This window comes from Terasakiispira papahanaumokuakeensis (assembly GCF_001709345.1).
GTDB lineage: Bacteria > Pseudomonadota > Gammaproteobacteria > Pseudomonadales > Halomonadaceae > Terasakiispira > Terasakiispira papahanaumokuakeensis.
In genome coordinates this window covers 3,734,371-3,758,728 of sequence record NZ_MDTQ01000001.1, presented here as the reverse complement: position 1 = coordinate 3,758,728, position 24,358 = coordinate 3,734,371, and the positions used below count along the sequence as shown (strand labels likewise).

18 protein-coding genes and 2 tRNA genes are annotated in these 24,358 nt (G+C 53.9%); 6 read left to right on the top strand and 14 right to left on the bottom strand.

Annotated features, from left to right (window positions below; genetic code table 11):
• Positions 1-12 precede the first annotated feature (12 nt).
• The 3 genes from bfr to ligB all read right to left on the bottom strand — a co-directional run bounded on the left by bfr (position 13) and on the right by ligB (position 4,130).
• A complete protein-coding gene (gene bfr, locus BFW38_RS16400; protein ID WP_068999859.1) occupies positions 13-480 on the bottom strand; it encodes a bacterioferritin in 468 nt (155 codons plus the stop codon).
• 91 nt (positions 481-571) lie between these two features.
• Positions 572-2,062 (bottom strand): DASS family sodium-coupled anion symporter, encoded by a 1,491-nt coding sequence (locus BFW38_RS16395; RefSeq protein ID WP_218186440.1) that lies wholly within the window; start codon positions 2,060-2,062, stop codon positions 572-574.
• 238 nt (positions 2,063-2,300) lie between these two features.
• Positions 2,301-4,130, bottom strand: a complete 1,830-nt coding sequence (ligB, locus tag BFW38_RS16390) for an NAD-dependent DNA ligase LigB (RefSeq protein ID WP_068999858.1) — start codon at positions 4,128-4,130, stop codon at positions 2,301-2,303.
• Positions 4,131-4,430: 300 nt separating this feature from the next.
• Here ligB and crcB point away from each other — a divergent pair, with 300 nt between their 5' ends.
• Entirely contained in the window at positions 4,431-4,820 is a 390-nt protein-coding gene (gene crcB / locus BFW38_RS16385) for a fluoride efflux transporter CrcB (protein WP_068999857.1), read from the top strand.
• A gap of 158 nt (positions 4,821-4,978) precedes the next feature.
• Positions 4,979-5,395, top strand: a complete 417-nt coding sequence (locus BFW38_RS16380) for a CoA-binding protein (RefSeq protein ID WP_068999856.1) — start codon at positions 4,979-4,981, stop codon at positions 5,393-5,395.
• Positions 5,396-5,545: 150 nt separating this feature from the next.
• Here the strand turns inward: BFW38_RS16380 and BFW38_RS16375 are convergent, their stop codons facing one another.
• Together BFW38_RS16375 and purE are read right to left on the bottom strand one after the other, a co-directional pair.
• Positions 5,546-6,679, bottom strand: a complete 1,134-nt coding sequence (locus tag BFW38_RS16375) for a 5-(carboxyamino)imidazole ribonucleotide synthase (protein ID WP_069000556.1) — start codon at positions 6,677-6,679, stop codon at positions 5,546-5,548.
• 148 nt (positions 6,680-6,827) lie between these two features.
• Positions 6,828-7,319 (bottom strand): 5-(carboxyamino)imidazole ribonucleotide mutase, encoded by a 492-nt coding sequence (purE, locus tag BFW38_RS16370; protein WP_068999855.1) that lies wholly within the window; start codon positions 7,317-7,319, stop codon positions 6,828-6,830.
• Between the two features lie 335 nt (positions 7,320-7,654).
• On the opposite strand from purE, the gene BFW38_RS16365 reads away from it, so the two are divergent.
• From BFW38_RS16365 to BFW38_RS16350, 4 genes are all read left to right on the top strand, one after another.
• Positions 7,655-8,704, top strand: a complete 1,050-nt coding sequence (locus tag BFW38_RS16365; RefSeq protein WP_084004724.1) for a lipid A deacylase LpxR family protein — start codon at positions 7,655-7,657, stop codon at positions 8,702-8,704.
• 147 nt (positions 8,705-8,851) lie between these two features.
• Positions 8,852-10,054, top strand: a complete 1,203-nt coding sequence (locus BFW38_RS16360) for an efflux RND transporter periplasmic adaptor subunit (protein WP_068999854.1) — start codon at positions 8,852-8,854, stop codon at positions 10,052-10,054.
• On the top strand, positions 10,051-13,221 hold the full coding sequence (locus tag BFW38_RS16355; RefSeq protein ID WP_068999853.1) for an efflux RND transporter permease subunit: 3,171 nt from the start codon (positions 10,051-10,053) through the stop codon (positions 13,219-13,221). Before BFW38_RS16360 ends, BFW38_RS16355 begins: the two co-directional genes overlap by 4 nt.
• Positions 13,222-13,398: 177 nt before the next feature.
• Positions 13,399-14,577 (top strand): acetyl-CoA C-acetyltransferase, encoded by a 1,179-nt coding sequence (locus BFW38_RS16350; RefSeq protein WP_068999852.1) that lies wholly within the window; start codon positions 13,399-13,401, stop codon positions 14,575-14,577.
• A 189-nt stretch (positions 14,578-14,766) separates the two neighbouring features.
• Here the strand turns inward: BFW38_RS16350 and pnp are convergent, their stop codons facing one another.
• From pnp to BFW38_RS16305, 9 genes are all read right to left on the bottom strand, one after another.
• On the bottom strand, positions 14,767-16,887 hold the full coding sequence (pnp, locus tag BFW38_RS16345) for a polyribonucleotide nucleotidyltransferase (protein WP_068999851.1): 2,121 nt from the start codon (positions 16,885-16,887) through the stop codon (positions 14,767-14,769).
• A 247-nt stretch (positions 16,888-17,134) separates the two neighbouring features.
• The gene (rpsO, locus tag BFW38_RS16340; RefSeq protein WP_068999850.1) at positions 17,135-17,404 is read right to left on the bottom strand and encodes a 30S ribosomal protein S15; all 270 of its coding nucleotides are present in this window, start codon (positions 17,402-17,404) and stop codon (positions 17,135-17,137) included.
• Positions 17,405-17,549: 145 nt separating this feature from the next.
• Positions 17,550-18,545 (bottom strand): tRNA pseudouridine(55) synthase TruB, encoded by a 996-nt coding sequence (gene truB, locus BFW38_RS16335; protein WP_068999849.1) that lies wholly within the window; start codon positions 18,543-18,545, stop codon positions 17,550-17,552.
• On the bottom strand, positions 18,538-18,948 hold the full coding sequence (gene rbfA / locus BFW38_RS16330; RefSeq protein ID WP_068999848.1) for a 30S ribosome-binding factor RbfA: 411 nt from the start codon (positions 18,946-18,948) through the stop codon (positions 18,538-18,540). The genes truB and rbfA overlap by 8 nt, the downstream gene beginning before the upstream one ends.
• Before the next feature lie 15 nt (positions 18,949-18,963).
• Positions 18,964-21,750 carry a translation initiation factor IF-2 gene (infB, locus tag BFW38_RS16325; protein WP_068999847.1) on the bottom strand — a complete coding sequence of 929 codons (2,787 nt, stop codon included), beginning with the start codon at positions 21,748-21,750 and terminating at the stop codon, positions 18,964-18,966.
• 98 nt (positions 21,751-21,848) lie between these two features.
• Positions 21,849-23,336, bottom strand: a complete 1,488-nt coding sequence (nusA, locus tag BFW38_RS16320; protein ID WP_068999846.1) for a transcription termination factor NusA — start codon at positions 23,334-23,336, stop codon at positions 21,849-21,851.
• Entirely contained in the window at positions 23,333-23,821 is a 489-nt protein-coding gene (gene rimP / locus BFW38_RS16315) for a ribosome maturation factor RimP (protein WP_068999845.1), read from the bottom strand. Before rimP ends, nusA begins: the two co-directional genes overlap by 4 nt.
• An 81-nt stretch (positions 23,822-23,902) precedes the next feature.
• A tRNA-Met gene (locus BFW38_RS16310) sits at positions 23,903-23,979 on the bottom strand.
• Between the two features lie 199 nt (positions 23,980-24,178).
• Positions 24,179-24,265: transfer RNA gene (locus BFW38_RS16305), tRNA-Leu, on the bottom strand.
• Between the last annotated feature and the right edge of the window lie 93 nt (positions 24,266-24,358).

Below are 24,358 nucleotides of genomic sequence, written 5' to 3'. Positions count from 1 at the left end.
CGAGCCCATCATTTACATTTTCGACTGCTGATAATTTTCCATACCGACACGATCAATCAGTTTCAATTGCTGCTCAAGCCAATGGGTATGATCGATTTCGGTATCTTCCAATAACGGCATCAGGGCGGTACGGGTCTGATAGTCCTGTAACTGCTCACATAACTGAATCGTTTTTTGCAAGCCTGCCCGCACGGTATATTCTAGCTGTAAATCGCTTTCCAGCATGCTCTTCACATCCGTGCCGACTTTAAACCCAGTCCGCTGAGTCATATCCGGCGTACCTTCCAAAAACAGGATGCGCTCAATCAACACCGCCGCATGACCTTTCTCATCCTCCACTTCGTGGTTGATGCGCTCATACAGTTGATTCAACCCCCAATCCGCGTACATCCGCGAGTGAACAAAGTACTGATCCATCGCTGCCAGCTCCATGGCCAGTAGCTCATTTAATGCGTCGATAACGCGATGATCACCTTTCATTGATGAACTCCTTGTGTTTGTTACGGCCATCGCCATGGCCTATGTCGTAAAGTCAGTACACTGGGGTCGCCATTCACGTCATCTGCTGACGTTATAACAAGCCCAACCAATGCCACCAAGTGGCGGCCATTAGCAACATCAGGCCATAACCTATCAGCGTGACCGGGACCCCCACTTTGGCAAACTGCCCACTGGTGAATGTATGTGTACCGATACATACCATATTTTGCGGCGCATTAATCGGTAGGATGAAACCAAAACTAATGGCGAACCCAAGTAGCATCGCCAGCCCAGGGACATTCTGAACCTGATCCAGGGCGACCAATAAGGCCAGCATAATCGGCATCATGGTGGATGTCAGCGCTGTTGCACTGGCAAAGCCAAGGTGAATCACAATCAAAAATAGACTCAGAGCGGCCAATAACCAGAAAGGCGCCACATCATCCAGCCCCAGCCCCTGCACCACCGTATTGCCCAGCCATTGACCCGCTTGCGTCGCCAACAGGGCCGAGCCCAACGAAATACCGACACCAAAGACTACCAGCGTCCCCCAAGGTATGCGTGACTGTACTTGCTTCCAGTCCATCACGCCGATCCCCGGTAGCAGTAAAACCGCTAAGCCCACGACGGTGACTGACGCCGTATCAAAGGGGTGCAGCTTGCCGCCAGTGGCCCACATCACCAATAAGCCCAGCACGACCCACAACAGCATCTTTTCATTCCGGGACATGGGGCCGAGTTCCGCTAACTGCGCTTTTAAGCGCTCGCGCCCGCCCTCAATACCATGCGCATGAGCCGGCATCGCCCAACGCACAACAAAGAACAGCACCACAGACATGATCAAACTCCACGGCGCCCCAGCCACAAACCATGTCAACCAATCGAGGCTTTCGCCGCTGACGCGCTGAATAAAACTCGTGGTAAGCAGGTTTTGCGCCCCTGCCGTTTGGATCCCCACATTCCAAACACTCGTCGCCTGCGCCACCATGATCATGACACCCGCCGCAAAAGGAGAGTCGCGCTCTTCACCAAAAGCCGCGATCATCCCCATCATGATCGGCACAACACAGGCGACACGGGCTGTCGCGCTGGGCACGAATAAGCTGAGCACTACCGTGACCAACAGCGTGCTGATCAAAATACGGCCATATCCCACCCCAATCCAAGAGAGAATCAGCATGGCAATCCGCTTATCCAATCCCGTGAGGGTCATCGCCACAGAAATAAACAAGGCGGCGGCAACTAATACCGTGCCGCCACTGGTAAACCCACTCATGGCCAACTTCAGGGCCGTACTGGTCCCCATCATCTGATCGGGCTGCGATAACGAAGGCGACAACCCCACGCCAAAGGCAATCAAAGCCACAATCATCACCGCACTGACCTCATAACTGACCGCCTGGGTCAGCCATAGCGTGACGGCAAAAGCCAAAATGGCCAAAACACGATGCCCAGCCAGAGGCAGGTTATCCGGCGTCGGCAATGCTAAAACGGCCACCAACACGAGACAGGCTAACCAGACGCCAGGACCCGGAATATGCCTGGCCAGCAGGCGCTCTCTCAACGTCCCCCACTGCATCATGGTGTGTGCTCCTTTTCTGAATTGGGTGTGACTCAATGGTTGCGCCTAACGATCATAGTGAGGCGTTATGGCAATATCGCGATAACACCTTGATCAAGCCGTTACCTTATATAGATCTTATCTATGAAAAAATGAGACATTACCGTGATAAAGTCAGCTTTCATCATACCCGCCGCAAAGAGGACAGGCCTTGATGAACAACAAGTTGACGACGATCAACCTGATATTGAGAGATCAATTAGCGGGCGGCACTGGACAGCCTATGAGGGGGTAATGTGCTCAGCAGGGGCACCCAGCCTTCCTCCTCAATACGCCGCATAAACCGATGCAATTGACTCGCACGCGCCGGGCCGACACCAGGCAATTGTTGCCACTGCTCATGATTCAGCCCTAACCAAAACGCGAGCCGAGCCTTTGCCGGCCCCCAGCGATGGAATTCGGTCTCACGCGCGGGAGCCCCCAAGGCGACCAGCCAGCGATTCAGTGGCAACCGCGTCACCCGCTCACGCCAAGCCAGCCATTGCTGGGTACGCCGAGGCCCAAAGCCTGGTAGCGCATTGATCTGTTCGGGCGTCCAATGCCACCAGTCCAATAGCCCTTGGACCGCCTCTGCATGGATCAACTGCGACCAACGACCGGCCGCCACACCGGGCAGATTCAGTCCCTCATCACTGCTTAGCCAGGTTAAACGCGCAATAAATTGAGAGTCGCAATCGGGGGCGGGATGCCAGCAACTGTCATGGTGATATCGAGCAGCATCAGGGACTTGCACCGGACGCCTCGGTTGATGCGCCCACACCACTTGATCCAAGCGTGGAATGACGCTTCCTGCTAAGGCGATCAGCACCTGGTCTTCGGGCCGCACATCCAATTCACGCCAGCGGGCCAAACTGCCAAGGCTCACTCGCGATAACCGTCGTCCACCGATCTCAACCGGCACTAACGTCACCACCGGTGTGATATGCCCCGTACGACCAATGGAAAACGTGACCTCGCGTACTTGAGTCAACCCCACTTTAGCGGGGTGCTTCCACGCTGCCGCCCAGTATTCATCGCCCACTTGCCAATCTCGCCCCGGCGGACGCCGATCCACTTTGATCACGACGCCATCGGTCGCAAAAGGTAAAGGGCTTTCACTCCAACGTAAGCGCCATTGTTCAACCACCTCAGCACGATCGACCCGACGCGACCACTGGGATGGCAGCGGAAACCCAAGGGCTTGTAACTGACGTAAACGACTTTGCATCGTGGCCGGGCCATCGGGCCAGGCCCATGGAAAAAAAGCGATCGGTTGCTGTTGAATCTCATCGGAGAGGCCTTGGCGCAATATGCCCATCACCCTAGCGCGTCCCGAAGGCTGCTGAGTTTCGGCTTCAATACGGCCTGATTGCTGCCAATAGAGCTCGCCTTGCAGCACAAGGCTTCGAGGCTCGGTCAACTGCTGAGGCACCAGGGGCAGAGCCTGCACCGCAGTAGTCCAGTCTTGTCCTCGTCGGCCATCCCCTCGGCTGATGGCCTGTACCAACTGACCCTGCTGATAAACCAGCGTCACAGCGACACCATCAATCTTAGGTTGAACCCACAAAGCCCGGTCTTGATGTTGCGCCATCCAGTCGGTCAAAGCGCTCAAATCGGCTAATTTGTTCAGCCCGGTATGAATAAACGGTAAGGCGACCGTCTCATCTGAGCGCGCCGCCTCCATGGCGTCGGTGGCAGCGGTCGTGTCTTGAATCTGCAAATGGCGCGACAATTGCGGATAACAGTCAACCCAGTGTTGGCGCTGACGCTGCAAATAGTCCCAGGTCGCATCACTCACGCCCGAAGCCCCCTGGTGTCGGTAATCCTGATGCCAAAGCGCCAGCTGCTGCGTTAATCGTTGCAACTCCCGCGCCGCTTCAGGCTCAGGCCAATCAGGGCAGGGCTCAGTAGGGGCCGCCATCGCCTCCTGCGCGATGACCCAAGAGAAGATCAATAGCCAACAGCTGAAAAAGCGACGTGGTCGTTGTAACCATCGACTGAACACGACTTGGGGTCGAGCGCCCAAGGCAAGGAAACAATCCGTCTGCATGATGTCACATCCTTGTGGAAATCAGCGAGTTAATCGTGAACACTAGTACGTTATAAAGCGAGCACGTTATAAAACGAGTACGCGATAAAACGAGTACGCGATAAAACGAGTACGCGATAAAACGAGTACGCGATAAAAAGAGTGCCGATAGTCTCCATGTCATCGGCGATTCAATGGTCTACCACGGCCCAATGGACGGCTGCAGAGTGGCCTATACAGCATTAACCACTCAGCGATACCGAACACATCGAACAGACCATCATCACTCATTTGAAAGCGCTGTCAATGAGGAGCCATTCCATGAACTTACCCGCCAGTTTACTGGCCATTACCGCAGGGGCCGGCATTGGTGCCAGTACTCGCTGGTGGCTATCACTACGTTTGAATGCTGTGCTCAGCCACTTTCCCCTGGGGACCTTGGTCGCCAATCTCACCGGTGCTTGGCTCATTGGCATTGCCCTGGGCTGGCTCACGAATCACCCCGAATTACCCGATTTCTGGCGATTGTTTTTAGTCACGGGATTGCTCGGTGCCCTCACCACCTTCTCGACCTTTTCTGCCGAAGTGGCCAATATGCTACAACAGGGACGTCTGACCGATGCCGCACTCACGATCGGCCTTCATTTAGCCGGCTCGGTGATGCTCACGCTGGCAGGTTTCTGGTGCTACGACACTCTGGCTGGCGGCTAAGCATAATGAAGCAGACAAGATGAAACGGGCAAGATGAAACGGAAAAGATGCCACCTGATGCTCATCTAACCTGATTGCGCTCTCAACAAGTACAGTCAACACGTACAGCCAACACGTACAGTTAACAAGCACAGTCAACCGCTACAGGAGTTTGCCTCATGGAAGTGATCACCGATACCGCTTTGAAATCACTGCTGCAACACAGCCGCCGTATTGCGATCGTGGGGTTATCTAATAATCCTGATCGTGCCAGTTACCGGGTTGCACTCTATTTACAGCAGCAAGGCTATCAGCTCATGCCTGTGAATCCGAAGCTGGACGAGGTTTTGGGGCTTCCTTGTTATCCCGACCTGATGCATCTACCGCAACAACCGGATCTTGTGGATATTTTCCGACGTGCGGAGGACTGTTTGCCGATTGTCGAAGAAGCCATCTCGCTGAAGATCCCAGCAATTTGGTTACAACTGGGGATACAGTCTGCAAGCTGTCGAAACGCCGCAGAAGCGGCGGGGCTGACCTATGTCGAGGACCGTTGCATCAAAATTGAGCATGACAGATTGTGCCATCAGGCTTAAAGCATCCGTCTTAGGATAATGGCGTCACCTCGACGCTTGAGATCACCATATGACACATCGGGCTCTTGAAGCTTGAACGCCATTGGAGGCTCAACCGCTAAACGCAGACCCTAAAAACCGGCCTTAAAGCCGGTTTTTAAAGATTCATTATCATGCATCTGGGTCAAAACTGAACTTCACCGGTGGCGCCTCGGGGACTTGGGCCGCAGTGGCCTTCACCCGCGCCAGCAAGGTGGCATGATCTGGGGCGATGATATTCACATGCCCCAGCTTGCGACCGGGTCGTTCACCTTTACCATACAAATGCAAATGACTGTCGGGTTCAGAGAGCAACGCCTCCCGCTTACCCTGCTGACCGATTAAATTGATCATACAGGTCGGGTGACGCGCTTCGGTACGACCCAAAGGCAAGCCTTGGATCGCTCTTAAGTGGTTCTCAAACTGGCTGGTCACGGCTCCATTCATCGTCCAATGGCCCGAGTTGTGAACGCGCGGCGCCATCTCATTGGCTAACAGCAAGCCATCCGCCGTCTGGAACAGCTCGAGCGTGAGCACCCCCACATAATCCAGCTCATCCAGCAACATCTTGATATAGCCTTCAGCCCTCGCCTGCACTTGAGCGTCTAAATCTGGCATGGGGGCCAGGGAATACCGCAGGATCCCATCCACATGCTGATTTTCAGCCATGGGATAAAAAACCACCTCGCCATGCTGATCACGCACCGCAATAATGGACACCTCGCGAACAAACTCAACGAAGGCTTCCACTATCAGCTGGTGATGACCAATCGCCGCCCAGGCATCCGCCGCTTCGTCCGGATGACGCAACACCGCTTGCCCTTTGCCGTCGTATCCTTCCGTAATCGACTTGGCGACCACGGGCTTACCGCTGCGTCCACCCAATTCACGAGCCGCCACTTCAAGCGCTGCAGCTGAATTGACCAAGCGATATTCCGGCGTTGGAATACCTAATCGAGTAAACAGCCCTTTTTCTTCGGCTCGGTTCTGACACACGGCTAAAGCCTGTGCACTGGGGAATACGGGCTTGTCCCGCGCGAGTCGCTCCACCAGCGCCACCGGCAAGTGTTCAAATTCGTAAGTCACCACATCCACGCGCGCGAGGAAGTCTTCCAATCGTTCTTGCGCCGTATCCACAAGGGTTTCACCAATATCCGCACTGGGGCTACCCGATAAGTCGTGAAAGACAAACCGATTGCCCAGTGGATATCCGGCCAGTGCCAACATTTGTCCCAGTTGGCCCGCCCCTAGAATACCAATTCGCATCATTAAAGGTCCTCAACAAGCCGTCGCATGGTCAGGCGTTTAAAAACAATTCAATATTTAAACAACACTCAAATATTTAAAAACAGCCAAACGTTTAAAAACAGCCAAACGTTTAAAAACAGTCAGACGTTAAAAAAACAACACGGACTCAATCTTCCGCAGGATCAGGGTGATCTAACACCTGCTGAGTCTGTTCTGCCCGGAAAGTTTCAACCGCCGCTCGGATCGCTGTATCCGTCGTCCCCAGGATTTGAGCCGCCAAAAGGCCCGCATTGGTTGCACCGGCTTTACCAATCGCTAAAGTGCCGACAGCAACCCCACCCGGCATTTGTGCGATTGACAGTAAAGAGTCTAGCCCTTTCAATGCCTTAGACTCCACGGGCACCCCCAGCACGGGCAAAGCCGTCTGCGACGCCACCATACCGGGTAAATGCGCCGCGCCGCCGGCACCGGCGATAATCACCGACAGTCCACGATCGGCCGCGGTTTTGGCATAGTCAAAGAGTAAGTCAGGCGTACGATGCGCTGAGACCACTCGGGTTTCATAAGCCACGCCTAGGCGTTCGAGCATTTTGACGGCATGTTCCATCACCGGCCAGTCAGACTTAGACCCCATGATAACCCCCACACGTGGTGGCATGAGCAGACTCCTGTATCGTGATTCGATTAATCGACGCCAAGCACGTTGTTAACCGCACTTGTATTCAATATTCAAAACAATCGCCAATAGGCACCCGCCATGTCTGCCATGTCTTCCGAAGCCCTCACCAAGGCGAATGAATCGACAAGACATGCTGACACGTCGGAAAACCGGTAAGGATACCTTGATCCTGTGACAGGCAAAAGGTTTGCGTTATGTCAAACACACAACATAAGCGTGCATAAGTCCGTAAAAGATTTACATACATCAATGAATGTATATAATTACCCTACACTGATCCAAATCCCTATAGCCTGCCTACAAGAGACACTTTCATGTCCCGATCTGGTGCGCGATTCCAAGACAGTCCTTCCCTGAATGCCACTCACTCCAGCGCAGGCAGCGTGCGTAAACCGGCCTACCTGATGACGCTGGTGCTACTGGCCCTGTCGGGAACAACCGCCGCATCAGGGCTTTTAAGTCTGACCAGCGATAATGACCTCTACTCCAGCGGCGATGATGGCCATTACACTAATGGCGCCGAAATAAGCTGGGGCTTTGTGCCCGAGGCGGATCATTGGACACGTGATGTAGCGGATTACATCCCTGGATGGCAAAAGGACACCCTCAGTGGCGCCAGCTACAGCTTGGCTCACCAAATGTTTACACCCAACCAAATTTCTCGACGTGACTTGATCGAGGATGATCGGCCCTATGCCGGCGTTTTACTCACAGGGTTAACCTTATTGTCAGATACGCCTCGAACCAATGGTCAACGCACGGCACAAACATTGGCGTTTAACATTGGGCTTGTCGGGCCCGGCGCCGGAGGCAAGCCCATTCAGCGCGAGTTTCACAAACTGATTGGCTCTAACCGCCCTCACGGTTGGTCTCATCAGCTCCATAATGAGCCCATTTTGAATATGACCTATCGCCGAGCCTGGCTAGCCCCCGCTCATCTAGGCAATATGGCAGTCGAATATGGCCCCCATGCCGGGTTTGCACTAGGCAACTTATATACTTATGGCGCGGCAGGCGGCACCATCAGAATGGGACAGAACTTAGACCGAAGTTTTGGTATACCCGCCGTGCCACCTGCTGAAAGTGGCCAATCAGGCTTTTTACCCGGCGCCAGTAATGGCTGGTATGTCTTTGCCGGGCTGGAAGGTCGTTATATGGCCCGCAACTTGCTTCTTGATGGGAATACGTTTGAAAACAGCCACAGTGTTGATCGCAAGCCGTGGGTCGGTGACATCACCTTAGGTGCCGCAATGATGTGGAAAAGCGCACAACTCTCTTATACCTATATATGGCGTACCAAAGAGTTTGAAACACAAGAGGATAATGATCAGTTTGGCTCCATCACTTTATCTTTTTGGCTATAAAACCAGGATCACGCAGCCTGGCTCATCAGCGCTTAACACAACGACTTAAACCGGCCACGATTTAAACCGATCATGGTTGATTTAGAATGACTGATTTAAATTTTTTCATTTTCACCTTAATTAGCCTTGGAACAGGATGACCGAATCATGATGTGTCGAATCACGCCACTGATCATGTCAGCTTTACTTGTGGCCACACTCAGTGCCTGCAGTGGAGATGATGGGGCCCAAAATACTCAAGCCCAGAAAAGCGAAGCCCCACCACGCCCGATGCCGGTGATGACGATTCAGAAAAAAGATATTCCACTGAATCGCACCTATGCCTCTAAATTGCGCAGCGATGAAGAAGTCACTTTGGTCTCACGTGTCGTCGGTACCTTGGAAGCACGTCATTTCGAGCCGGGTGATATCGTCGCAAAAGGTCAGCTCCTTTATTCCATTGAGCCTGATCGCTATCAGGCCACGGTACACGAGCGTGAGGCCGATATCGAAAGTGCCAAGGCAGAACTCTATCGTGCACAAAGAGATGCAGAGCGCTTCAAACGCCTACTGAGTCAAAATTCAGTCAGTCGCCAGGATTATGACCAAGCTGAAGCAGACCGCAGAACCGCAGCGGCCAAGGTATCACAAGCCGAAGCGGCGTTAGCCAGCGCCCAATTGGATCTGGAGTATGCTTCGGTCACTGCCCCTGTGGGGGGCCGCATCAGCCTGAGTGAAGTCAACCTCGGCAACTTGGTGAATAGTGGTGATGAACTGGCCACGATTACCCCCCTCAATCCTCTGGAAGTCCGTTTTCAACTGCCTCAGAAGGATGCTTTTGAATTACGCCATCAACTCGGTAATGACCAAGCCGTTTCCGAAATCAAAACACGCCTGAATAGCCGTGACAGCCAACGCCACCTTGACGGCCACCTGAAGTTCCTGGGTAGCCGCGTCAATGAAGGCACCAGTACCGTTCAAGCCTCCGCCATTTTTGATAACCCTGAAGCCACCTTCTTGCCGGGCCAATTTGTGCGCGTGAGCGTTCAAAACCTCAAGCGCTTTAATGTCATCGCTGTTCCCGAAGATGCCATCACTCAAGGGCTTATGGGGCCACAAGTCTATGTACTGGATGACGAGAACAAGGCCCGTGCCCGCACCGTACAGCTGGGCGATCTGGCAGGACACCAGCAAATTATTGTGGAGGGATTAAAAGAAGGCGATCGCGTGCTGGCAGGGGATATTGCGGCTATTGAGCCCGGGACGACTATTGAGCCACAAGCCTATACCCCCAAGAGTGACACATCTAAGGCAGAATCCCAGGACTCATCCGCTCAACCGAATAAGGCTAAGCAGGCAGGGGACGCATGAATTTCTCTGACTTTTTTATCAAACGACCCATATTCGCAACCGTCTTAGCGATCATTCTGACGCTCATGGGGCTGTTGAGTATGCGGGTATTGCCTATTGAGCAGTATCCCAGCGTTGTCCCGCCTAGCGTATCGGTCCAGGCGCAATTCCCCGGTGCGAATGCCGAAACCGTGGCTCAAACCGTCGCCGCGCCGCTGGCAGAGGCCATTAACGGCGTCGAGGATATGCTTTATATGACCTCGACCAGTGCCGATAACGGCCTGATGCAAATGAATGTCGCTTTTAACATCGGCACCGATGGCGACATCAATACCATCAATGTGAACAACCGAGTTCAAGGCGCCCTCTCTCGACTTCCGGAAGCCGTACAGGCTCAAGGGGTCACGGTTGAGCTGCGCTCCAGCACCATTCTAATGCTGGTTGCACTGACCTCACCGCAGGGGGATTACAACAATATCTTCATGCAGAACTACGCCACCCTCAACTTATTGGATGAACTTCGTCAGGTGCCCGGGGTAGGGAATGCAGAAGTCTTAGGGGGAGGTGAATTCGCCATGCGGGTCTGGATGGACCCGGATAAGCTGGCCCAGTATGACCTGACCCCGACCGAAGTCGCCGCAGCGATTCGGGCCCAAAACACGGAAATTCCAGCCGGCAGTCTCGCCGGAACGCCGCAGAGTGATCCCCAAGCTTACACCTATACCATCACCGCAGGTGGGCGTTTAAACAGCGCCGATGATTTCCGTAATATCTTCCTACGCACCAACCCAGATGGCTCGTCGCTCTACCTGAAAGATGTGGCGCGTATCGAGCTGGGGGCGTCATTTTATGGCATTGATGCGCGCCTGAATAATGCCACCATGACCCCGATCATTATCAACCAACAGCCTGGTGCTAATGCCCTAGAAACGGCGAAAGCCGTCAAAGCGAAGCTCAAAGAACTCAAAGGTCGCTTCCCCCCGGGGCTTGAATATGTGGTGCCTTATGACACCACGCTATTTATCGATGCGTCGGTTGAAACAGTGAAACACACCTTCATTGAAGCCTTCATTATTGTCGGTGTGATCCTGTTTATTTTCCTGCAAAACTGGCGCTTTACCGTCATTGCGATGTCGGTCGTACCGGTTTCAGTGGTGGCCACCTTTGCGGGCTTTTACCTGTTTGGCTTTTCCATCAACCTGCTGACACTGTTTGCCATGGTGCTGGCCATCGGGATCGTGGTGGACGACGCCATATTGGTGGTCGAAAACGTGGAGCGGGTACTCAGTGAAGATGAGAGCATGTCGGTGAGAGAAGCCACAGCGCATGCCATGAAAGAAGTGGGCGGCCCGGTCATTGCGACCTCATTGATCATGGCGGCCGTGTTTATTCCTGTGGCCTTCCTAGGCGGATTCACCGGGCAAATTTATCAACAGTTCGCCCTGACCATTGCCATCTCCGTTGCCTTCTCAGCCCTGATGGCTTTGACGTTCACGCCGGCCCTTTCAGCGATTTTCATCAAGCACAATGCCCACGTCAAAGAAGGGCCGGTGATGCGCGCATTGAGAGCGCCGTTACGCCTCTTTGATCGTTTCTTTGATGCGGTCACCAAGCTCTATGTACACAGTGTTAAGTTCCTCATTCGCTTTCGCGTGATCGCACTGCTGCTCGCGGCCGCCGTCAGTGCAGGGGCCTGGTGGATGTATGAACATACGCCCTCGACACTGGTTCCAGAAACGGATCAGGGGATTGTACTGGCCAGCGTCACCATGCCCGATGCTTCATCGCTGGATCGGACGGCGGATTACATGTCTCGGCTAAGCCAAAAGATCGAAGAGATCCCAGGGGTAGAATACTCCACCATGGTCGCCGGTTATGATCTGCTCTCCAGCGCTGTGAATACAGCCCGAGGCGTCATCTTTATCAATATGAAGTCCTGGGATCAACGAGAGATCAGTGCCGACCAACTGGTCGGAAAAGTGATGCAACTCGGCCATCAAGTCCCAGGCGGTAGCGCCATGGCCTTTAACATGCCACCGATCATGGGACTATCGACCACTGGGGGCTTCACGGGCTACTTGATTTCCTATAATGGCGCGACACCGAAAGAACTGTATCAGGCTTCGTTGAAAGTCATGCAAGCGGCCAATCAGAACCCGGTACTGAACCGTGTATTCACAACGTTTAATACCAATGTGCCGTCTTACCGTGCCGAGATCGACCAGCAGAAAGCGCTGAGCTATGGCATTAATTTAACCGATCTCAACAATACGATCTCGAACACCTTGGGCAACGGTTTTGTCAATTACTTCAATTACCAAAACCGCAACTTCCAGGTGTATTTACAAAATGAAGATGAGTACCGTAAAACGCCTGACGACCTCAAGCATATTTACGTACGCAACCGTGAAGGGCAACGGATTCCCTTATCAGAGTTTGTCACGCTCAAGCGCCAAGTCGGCCCGGCCGTTGTCTCACGCTTTGGCGTTTATCTCGGCGCCCAGTTCCAAGGGCAACCCGCTCCAGGCTATAGCTCCACCCAAGCCATTGAAGCCATGCAAAAAGTGGTTCAAGAGCAGCTGGGTAAAGATTGGGGCATGGGCTGGACAGGCACCGCCTACCAAGAAACGAATATGGGCAGCGCAGCCTCTCTGGCGATTGTCTTTGGGATCCTGATGGTCTTCCTGATCTTAGCGGCGCAATACGAAAGTTGGTCGCTGCCGCTGGCCGTACTCACGGCAACGCCCTTTGCCTTCTTTGGCGCCATTGGTGGGATTGCACTGCGCGGCTTGGACACCAGTGTCTATGTCCAAATCGGCACCTTGGTGGTGATTGGCCTGGCCGCAAAAAATGCGATCCTGATTGTCGAATTTGCGGAATTACAACGCCGGGAGCTGGGCAAATCGATCCAAGAGGCGGCCGTTCACGCTGCTGAGCTTCGCTTCCGCCCCATTGTGATGACCTCTTTCGCATTTATCCTGGGGACCCTGCCGTTAGCCATCGCCACCGGCGCCAGTGATACCAGCAGTCACCATATCGGGACCGCCGTATCCATCGGGATGGCCTCCGTGGCCATGCTGTCGAGCAGCTTCGTGCCCACTTTCTATGCCATGATTGCCCAAGTGTCCGATTGGATCAAAAGCAAACGCAATCATGCCCATGGTGAAGCACCGAAAGACACGCAATAAACGTCATCCACGCCTTAACATCCCCGCCTTGTGCGGGGATGTTTGGTCTTGGCCCTAGGCCTAGCCAATGACTGACAAGTCACAATTCCTGATCATCGCCTCCCCCAATATCGAATAACATTTGCTGCACGGCAACAACCCGCTATGCTGAAATGATCACCAACAGGAGGTTTTCACATGCAAGACGTCGTCATTGTTGCAGCAGGCCGTACCGCCATCGGCAGTTTCGGTGGTTCACTGTCTACTCTGCCAGCCCATCAGTTAGGGGCTACCGTGATTAAAAGCCTGATGGAAAAGGCAGGCCTGAACGCTGATCAGGTCGATGAGGTGATTTTAGGCCAAGTGTTGGCTGCCGGTAGTGGGCAGAACCCCGCCCGTCAAAGCGCCATTGCCGCAGGGCTGAACGACACGACCCCAGCCATGACGATCAACAAAGTCTGCGGCTCAGGCTTAAAGGCACTCCACCTTGCCACTCAGGCGATCCGTCTGGGCGATGCTGACATCATCATTGCCGGCGGCCAGGAGAACATGAGCCTCTCTCCCCACCTGCTGCCCAACTCGCGTAATGGACAACGCATGGGCCCATGGACGGCACAGGACAGCATGATCGTCGATGGCCTATGGGATGCCTTCAACGATATCCATATGGGCGTGACCGCAGAAAATATTGCCAAGCAATTCGGCATCAGCCGTGAAGATCAGGATGCCTTTGCCGCAGCCTCACAGCAAAAGGCGCTCACGGCGATTGAATCAGGCCGCTTTAAAGACGAAATCATTCCAGTCGCGATTCCGCAGCGTAAGGGCGATCCCGTCATTTTTGATACAGACGAAAATCCTCGGGCGGGTACCACCGCTGAGAAACTCGCCGGTATGCGTGCAGCTTTTGATAAAGAAGGCACAGTCACCGCGGGTAATGCCTCATCGATTAACGATGGAGCCGCTGCCGTTATTCTCTGCTCAGCCGCCAAAGCAGAAGCGCTAGGGCTGCCGGTACTGGCCCGGATTAAAGCCTATGCTTCAGCAGGGGTTGACCCGAAAATCATGGGCACGGGTCCCATTCCAGCGACGCGCCAATGCCTCGAAAAAGCAGGCTGGTCACTGGATGAGCTTGAGCTGGTCGAAGCTAATGAGGCCTTTGCTGCCCAGGCGCTATGCGTCAACCGTGAGCTGGGATGGGATACCGACAAGGTGAACGTCAATGGCGGTGCCATTGCACTGGGCCACCCGATTGGCGCCTCCGGCTGTCGTGTACTGGTGTCACTGGTCCATGAAATGCAAAAACGTGATGCCAAAAAAGGGCTGACCACCTTATGTATCGGTGGCGGTCAAGGGGTTGCCTTAGCCATTGAGCGCTAAGCTATTGAGCGCTAAGCCACCCTGAATGGGTGCCGCCATCACAGATGGCGCGCCCTGGGCATCACAGTGTTCTAGGTTTCACAGCGTTCTAGGCATCACAGCGCTCGATCCACTCAATAGGCGCTATAAAAAAACCGGCTCACTTGGAGCCGGTTTTTAATACCACACAGCGATGACGAGCGATTAAGCTTAGGCCTCTTCAGCGGCCACGCTAGCACGATCTTCATCAGTCACTTCTTTAATCGACAGCTTCACGCGATTACGGTTATCGATATCAATGACTTTGACGACCACTTCCTGGCCTTCAGACAGATAGTCACGCACAGATTCAACGCGCTTATCATCAATCTGACTGATATGGACCAAGCCATCCTGACCCGGCAGGAAGGTGACAAAAGCCCCGAAATCAGCGATACGCGCGACCTTACCTTTGTAGCTGCGACCGATCTCGGCTTCAGCGGTCAGGCCCACAATCATATCAATCGCCGCCTGAGCCGCTTTACGATCCTCGGCATAAATACGAATAGCGCCGGTATCATCGATATCCACTGTCGCACCCGTGGCTTCAGTGATGCCACGAATCGTCGCACCGCCTTTACCGATGACATCACGGATCTTATCCGGATCAATTTTCATGGTCATCATGGAAGGTGCATTTTCAGACAGCTCAGCACGTGCAGAGGGCAACACCGCATTCATCTGTTGCAGGATGTTCAAACGGGCTTCTAATGCCTGCTCTAGCGCCTGCTCCATGATTTCTTCGTTGATGCCTTCAATTTTGATATCCATCTGCAGGGCCGTCACCCCGTCAGTGGTTCCGGCCACTTTAAAGTCCATATCACCCAAGTGGTCTTCATCACCCAAGATATCAGTCAAAACAGCAAAACGATCGCCATCTTTGACCAGACCCATCGCGATCCCGGCAACCGGCGCCTTGACCGGCACACCCGCATCCATCAGCGCCAAAGAAGCACCACAGACGGAGGCCATAGAACTAGAACCGTTCGATTCAGTGATCTCAGAGACCACACGCACGGTGTAGGGGAATTCGTCAACGCTCGGCATCATCGCCTGAACACCACGGCGCGCCAGGCGACCATGACCAATTTCACGACGCTTAGGCCCACCCATGAACCCCGCTTCGCCAACACAGAAAGGCGGGAAGTTGTAGTGGAACAAGAAGGAATCCTTGTGCTCACCGGCCAGCGTTTCAATCAACTGCGCATCACGCACGGTACCCAAGGTAGTCGTGACAATGGCCTGGGTCTCACCGCGGGTAAACAGCGCTGAGCCATGCGTACGGGGAAGTACCCCAGTCTCAATGCTTAACGGACGCACGGTGCGATGGTCACGGCCATCAATTCGGGGCTCACCATTGAGTACAGATTCACGCACCGTTTGTTTTTCCAGCTTACCAAACTGGGCTTTCACATCATCCGCTGCAGGCGCATCGTCAGCATCAGTCACCAGCGCGTCAATCACCTGTTGACGCAGTTCGTCTAGGCGCTGATAACGGGCTAACTTATCAGTAATGCGATAGGCTTCCGCAATTTGATTGCCAACCTGCTGCTTCACTTGCTCAAACAATGCCGTATCGGGGGTGGCAGGCTGCCAATCCCAACGGGCTTTACCGGCTTCATCGGTTAATGCACGAATGGCATTAATCGTGTTTTGCATCGCATCATGGGCAAACAGTACGGCACCCAGCATCTGATCTTCGGTCAGCTCTTCAGCCTCAGACTCAACCATCAGCACCGCCGCTTCAGTCCCGGCGACCACCATATCCAGGCGCGAGCTGGCCAGCGTTTCTTGAGTCGGGTTTAAGAGGTAGCCTTGCTCATCATTGTAGCCCACACGAGCGGCACCAATGGGGCCATGGAAAGGCACGCCAGAGATGCAGAGCGCTGCCGAAGTCCCGATCATCGCCAGGATATCCGGATCAACACTAGGCTCAGCCGACATCACCTGGCAAATGACCTGAACTTCATTCATGAAGCCATCAGGGAAAAGCGGGCGAATCGGACGGTCAATCAGACGAGAAGTCAGTGTTTCCCGCTCAGTGGGGCGTCCTTCACGTTTAAAGAAGCCACCCGGAATCCGACCTGCTGCGTAGGTCTTCTCCTGATAGTGCACTGAGAGCGGGAAAAAGGACTGTGTCGGGTTGACATCTTTCTTAGCCACCACGGTACACAATACGCTAGTGCCGCCCATTGTCGCGAGCACGGCGCCTGTCGCCTGACGGGCAATTCGTCCTGTTTCTAAAGTGACGGTCTGACCGCCGAAGTCGAAGGTCTTAATGACTGGATTCACGAATGACTACCTTTACGTTTGCTTGTGCGTTCATATTTCATTTTTTGGTGCTCATATCATACGCCGAGCACCATGACAATGATAGCTGTGACGGAACGATCACCGACTCAAATCAACATCAAAGGGGGACAGAATGCACTGGGGATAGATACACTGGAGACAGAATGCACTGAGGCCAAAACGAACACGACCCCGCCGAAGCGGGGTCGTGAGATCTTCAAGTCGAATGACCCAAACATCGTCGTGATTAACGACGCAGGCCCAGACGCTTGATGATTTCAGCGTAACGGCTCATGTCTTTCGCTTTCAGGTAATCCAGCAGTTTACGACGCTGGTTAACTTTGCGAATCAGACCACGACGGCTGTGGTGATCTTTTTTGTTGACCTTGAAGTGATCCTGCAGACCATTGATATCGTGAGTCAGCAGTGCGATCTGGACTTCAGGGGAACCCGTATCGTTAGCACCACGACCAAAATCAGTGACGATCTGCGCTTTCTGTTCAGCTGTCAGCATAATATGCCTCTCAATATGACAATCGCTTAAAAGATAAGATGCCTTTCGACATCATCCCGGCACCGCCGTGCGATGTTACAGCGGCCCTCGGCTGGCCTTTTCAGGCCGAATTCAAGACCCAGATGAAGCATCTCATCGGAGCAAAAGACTAACCCGTATTCAACAACCGCGCGGGTGCAATCACTTGCCCCCCATCACGTCGCTGATCGACACGCCCCAGCCCCAAGAATATCTGAGCCGGTGTTTCTTGGGTCTGTGTTTCCAGGGACTGTATATCTTGCGCCTGAGCATAAAGGCGCACATTGTCACCGATTGCGGCCTTGACGTCTACGTCTAACGCCTTCTGACCGTAGCGAATCGCTTTGGCCTGAGTGGCATCCAGTGTTAACGCCGGATAATCGGTGAGCAACACATCAACGGGTAATAAATAAGCATCCAGTTCAGGCGCCGCAGCTTCTCGATCACCCGCTTGGTCCACATGCTGCTGCAACGTCTCTAACGACACCACAGACTGAGCATCAAACTGCCCCGAGCGTAAACGGCGCAACCCAGTCAAATGCGCACCGCAACCTAAATGCTCACCGATGGACTCCCCCAGCACACGAATATAAGTGCCTTTTGAGCAGGCCACCCGGATAGTCAGCTGATCATCCGTATGGTCAAGTAGATCGAGGGCATAAATGGTCACCGGCCGAGGGGGGCGTTCCACTTCTTGACCGGCTCTCGCCAGCTCATAAAGTTTACGACCATCCTGCTTCAGGGCTGAGTACATCGGCGGCACTTGCATAATATCGCCACGCAAAGGCGCCAAAGCGGCTTCCAGTAACTCCGGTGTCAATGCGGGCACTGGTCGCACCGTGGTGACTTGTCCATCAGCATCACCAGTATCGGTACACGCCCCTAATTGAACTTGCGCCAGATAGGTTTTATCCGCATCCAGCCCTAACTGAGCAAACTTAGTGGCTTCCCCAAGACAAATGGGTAACACCCCCGTCGCCATAGGATCAAGATTGCCCGTATGGCCGGCTTTCGCCGCATTCAACATCCACCGCACGCGTTGTAAGGCCTGATTACTGGACAAGCCCTGAGGCTTATCCAGTAACAGCACACCTGACACCGAGCGGCCCTTGGGCCGTCTAGCCATGCTGAGACCCTGTGTCCTCGTCATCCTCATGATGGCGATCACGGTCTTCAGTCACCGCTTGCTCAATCAAGTTGGATAACTCACGTCCACGGACGACAGATTCATCATAATGAAAGCGTAAGTGCGGCACGATCCGCAACTTGATCCGACGACTCAGTTGCGACCGCATGAAACCGGCCGCATGTTTCAGAATATCAAGATTATCTTGGACTAATTCAGGGCGATCTTCTTTGCCCAAAATCGTCACATAGATATCGGCATAACCCAGGTCACGACTGACCGTGACACCACTGATCGTAATCATGGCATCCAGGCGCGGATCTTTGATCTCGCGCTGGATCATCTGGGCCAGCTCACGCTGGATTTGATCGGCCACCCGATCAGTACGGCTAAACTCTCGCATGCGCTGACCTCAGCCTTACAGGCTACGTTCCACTTTGACTTTGTCGAAGACTTCGATCTTGTCACCGACTTTGACGTCATTGTAGTTCTTCACGCCGATACCACATTCCATGCCGTTACGCACTTCGTTGACATCGTCTTTGAAGCGGCGCAGTGACTCCAGCTCGCCTTCATAGATCACCACGTTGTCACGCAATACACGGATTTTCTTATGGCGATGGACATTGCCTTCAACCACCATACAGCCCGCAACAGCCCCGAATTTCGGTGACCGGAAGACATCACGCACCTCAGCGACACCGACGATTTCTTCTTTGAAGTCAGGCGCCAACTTACCGGACATGGCCTGCTTCACTTGGTCAATCAGCTCATAAATGACGCTGTAGTAACGCAGCTCCAGCTCTTCACGCTCAATGACCTGACGAGCAGCGGCATCTGCACGGACGTTAAAGCCGATGACAATGGCTTCAGACGCCAGCGCCAAGTTGGCATCCGTTTCGGTAATCCCACCGACACCGGAAGACACGACCGCGACCTTCACTTCATCGGTTTCAAGATCTTTCAGGGCTCCGATAATGGCTTCCAAAGAACCGCGCACATCAGCTTTCAGTACGAGATTGACGGTGGCCGCTTCATCCTGACCCATATTGTTGAAGACATTTTCCAGCTTCGCTTTCTGCTGACGGGCCAGCTTCACTTCACGGAATTTACCCTGACGGAACAAGGCCACTTCACGCGCCTTCTTCTCATCCGCCACCACCAGGAATTCATCCCCAGCTTCCGGCGTGCCATCCAGCCCCAGAATCTCTGCAGGGATGGAGGGGCCGGCACTCTCAACCGGCTGTCCATTTTCATCAATCAGCGCACGAACGCGACCATAATGCAGGCCAGCCAACACGATATCGCCCTTACGCAGCGTACCGCTTTGAACCAGAATAGTGGCCACGGAACCACGACCACGATCCAAGCGCGACTCCACCACAACACCTTTGGCCGGCACGTCTTCCATGGCTTTCAGCTCAAGGATTTCAGACTGTAGCAAGACCGCTTCCAGCAAGGCATCGATGCCTTCACCGCTTTTCGCTGAGACGTGGACAAACTGCGTATCGCCACCCCAGTCTTCAGGAATGACTTCATACTGCGCCAGTTCGTTTTTGACACGATCAGGATCAGCTTCAGGCTTATCAATCTTGTTGACGGCCACAACGATCGGGACACCCGCCGCTTTGGCGTGCTGCACCGCTTCGATGGTTTGAGGCATCACCCCATCATCCGCAGCGACGACCAGGATAACCACGTCAGTGGCCTGAGCGCCGCGGGCACGCATCGCCGTAAAGGCAGCGTGTCCAGGCGTATCCAGGAAGGTCACCATGCCACTATCGGTCTGTACATGGTAAGCCCCGATATGCTGGGTAATCCCACCGGCCTCCCCCGTTGCCACCTTGGCACGACGGATATAGTCCAGCAGCGATGTTTTACCATGGTCAACGTGACCCATAACGGTCACAACCGGCGCACGATCCACTTCTTGCCCGTCATACTGCACACTCTCCATGACCTCAGTTTCAAGGGCATTTTCTTTGAGCAGCTTGGGTGTATGGCCCATTTCTTCGACCAAAATCGCCGCCGTGTCCTGATCAATCACCTGATTGATCGTCGCCATGGCGCCCATTTTGAACATCATTTTAATGACTTCAGGGCCTTTCACCGCCATCTTGTCAGCCAGATCGGCCACAGTGATGGACTCAGGAATACTGACTTCACGCTTGATCGGTGCCGTCGGCTTCTCAAAGCCATGCTGGCGAGGCGCGCCTGATTGAGCGCCTTTACCCCGGCCCTTACGGCGATCACCCCGACGACCACGCTCTTCATAGTCATCATTACGCTTGCCGCCACGACGACCACCGGCTGATTTACGGCCAGTGCCCTTACCCCGAGGCTTTTCATCTTTATCGACTTTCACCCGAGCGCTTTCGGCGGCTTCTTCTTCCGGATCAGCCTGCGCCACTTCATCCACCGTGGTAATCACGATCGGATTGGCGCGCTCACGGCGTGCTTTATCGGCACGACGCTTCTCTTCCTGGCGACGACGTTCTTTAGCCGCTTCGTCTTTTTCACGCTGAGCAGTCTGCTCTGCTGTTTCAGAAGAGGCTTTCTGCTTCGCCGCCTTACGTTCAGCCTCTTCCGCTTCGAGCTGGCGACGCGCCGCTTCTTCAGCTTCACGACGCGTCACTTCGGTTTCTTTACGCTTCGCTTCCAGCTCAGCTTCAGCTTTACGCAATGCCGCTTCTTCCTGTGCTTTGCGCTCAGCGTCTTCTTTCGCTAATGCGGCCTGATCTTCAACAGGGGCTTGATCAGCGACGGCTTTTTCAGCGACAGGCGCTGTGGCCTGCTCAGGTGCTGCGGTTTGAGCTTGTGTCGTTTCGGCCGGAGCGGCCTCCACCGGTGCCGCTGCTGCTGATTCAGGCGCGGCAGATGCAGCCGTTTCATTGGCTTCCGGCTCGTTGGTGCTCAGATCGCGTTTTTTAACGAAAGTACGTTTCTTGCGCACCTCAACCTTGACACTTTTTTTGCCATCGGTTTTCAGTTGGTGACGTTCTCGGCGGTTCATAGTGATTTTAGTCGGCGAGCTTTTGGTGCCAGACGAACGCTTCAGGTACGCCAGCAAGGTTTCTTTATCCTGCTCGGACACAGACTGCTTGGCAGCGGTGTGCGGCAGGCCTGCCTCTTTCATCTGTTCCAGCAGACGGTCGACGTCACGTCCGATCGCCTCAGCGAAATCTTTGACTGTAGTTTCTGCCATTTACCGAATCTCCTGTGCCCTAACCCCGGACGCAATGTCTATCAATGATTACTTCGACTTAACGCAAAACCCCGAACCAGTGTCGGGGCTATTGCAACTTAGTCGTCAGTGTCTTCAAACCAGCTGGCACGAGCGGCCATAATCAACTCACCGGCCAGTTTCTCGGTCATACCGGAAACATCCGCCAGGTCATCGATGGCCTGCTCAGCCAGGTCGTCCAGGGTGGTAATACCTATTTTGGCCAGTTCAGTAGCCAACTCGCGCGTCATGCCGTCAAGCTCAAGCAGAGCTTCCTCGGTTTCCGACAAAGCTTCCTCTGAGGCAATGGCCTGAGTCAGCAGTTCATCTTTCGCACGGCGACGCAGTTCTTCGACCAAGTCTTCATCAAAGCCGTCAATCTCAAGCATTTCGTCAAAGGGCACATAAGCCACTTCCTCGAGACTGGTAAAGCCTTCTTCCACCAGAACCTGGGCGACATCTTCGTCGACATCCAGCCTCTGAATGAACATTTGCATGAGGGAATCCATTTCCTCCTCTTGCTTGCTATCGGCTTCTTGCTCGGTCATTACATTTAAACGCCAACCGGTCAACTCGCGTGCCAGTTTAACGTTCTGGCCATTACGGCCAATGGCCTGAGCCAAATTATCTTCAGCGACTGCCACATCCATTGAGCCACTGTCTTCATCAACGATGATGGAAGCCACATCCGCAGGTGCCATCGCATTGATAACCAACTGCGCGGGGTTGTCATCCCACAGCACAATATCAATACGCTCATTGCGTAATTCCGTGGAGACCGCTTGTACGCGCGAGCCCCGCATCCCGACACAGGCACCGACCGGGTCGATCCGGCGATCATTGGTTTTCACCGCAATCTTGGCCCGAGCGCCTGGGTCACGCGCAGCCCCCCGAATCTCGATCAGCTGCTCGGCAATCTCCGGCACTTCGATTTTGAACAGCTCAATCAGCATCTCGGGACGTGTCCGCGATAACAGCAACTGCGGCCCACGGGCTTCCGGATTCACTTCATAAAGCACGGCACGAACACGGTCGTTCATGCGGAATTTTTCACCGGGGATCATCTCATAGCGCGATAAATACGCCTCAGCATTGGCCCCAAGATCGACAATCACGCCGTCACGGGTGGTTTTCTTCACCACACCAGAGACCAGCTCGCCTTCGCGTTCAATGTATTGACGCACCACTTCGGCACGCTCAGCTTCACGCACCTTCTGTACAATCACTTGCTTAGCGGTTTGTGCGGCAATTCGACCAAAAGCGATAGATTCGATCTCTTCTTCGCGTACATCACCGACTTTTAGGCCCTGGTCTTCCACTTCAGACAACGGCAGTTCACGGTCCGGCTCAGCGAAGTCGACATCATCCACCACGGTCCAGCGACGGAAACTGTCATAATCGCCTGTTTGACGATCGATACTGACGCGGACATCCGCCTTACTATCTTCGTCAAAACGCTTACGTGTCGCACTGGCAAGCGCTGCCTCAATGGCCTCAAAGATGGTGTCTTTAGGTACGCCTTTCTCATTGGAAACGGCATCCACCACCAGCAGAATCTCTTTACTCATGCCTTGGCCTCACGAAAACTGTCCGGTCCATCGAAATTCGGAATCACCCGAGCCTGATCAATGGAATCGAAAGGAAAACAGTACTCCTCATCCTCAACCTGCAGAATGACTTCATCAGCTTCAACACCTTTAAGCAAACCGGTGTACTTACGACGCCCTTCAAAGGGGACACGTAACTTTAACTGAATCCGCTCGCCCGCCAGACGCTCATAGTGCGCCAAGGAGAACAACGGTCGGTCCATGCCAGGAGAGGAAACTTCCAGCGTATATTCGCCGGAAATCGGGTCTTCGACATCCATAATGGCGCTCACCTGGTGACTGACTTTAGCGCAATCATCCACGTGCACACCGGCTTCGCGATCGATATAAATACGAAGCTGGGTATGTCGACCCTGAGAAAAGAACTCGATACCCCACAGTTCGAACCCAAGAGATTCGACTACCGGTTGTATCAGTTGCTGCAATAGCGACTCTTTACTTGCCACGGGTAGGCTCCACTGTCCGCCCGGGTCTATCGAGCGGCTAACAAAAAGCCCCTTATAAAAAGGGGCCTTTCGAAAAAAACTTGGTAGCGGGGGCCGGATTTGAACCGACGACCTTCGGGTTATGAGCCCGACGAGCTACCAGGCTGCTCCACCCCGCATCAGAGGTCACGGATTATAGACGCGTGTCGTCTTGTGGTCAAGGTGGCACCTGTTAATGTGCCGGTAGGACACTCCACATCATGGGTTTTAAAAGCGAGTCACTGTCATAACAACAGTCACGATAACCCACGATGATTGACTGGCTCGTCTTCCAGTCGGAGCTAATCGATACAGATCAATCTAACGGATCTGCGACGATGGTGCCGAAGGCGGGACTCGAACCCGCACGGCCATACGGCCACTACCCCCTCAAGATAGCGTGTCTACCAGTTCCACCACTTCGGCTCTTGAGTTGAGGCCCGCAATACTAGCGGGCCAACAGTCACTTGGCAAGCCCTTAATGCAATATTCTGCAATAAAGATCACATCACCGCGAAA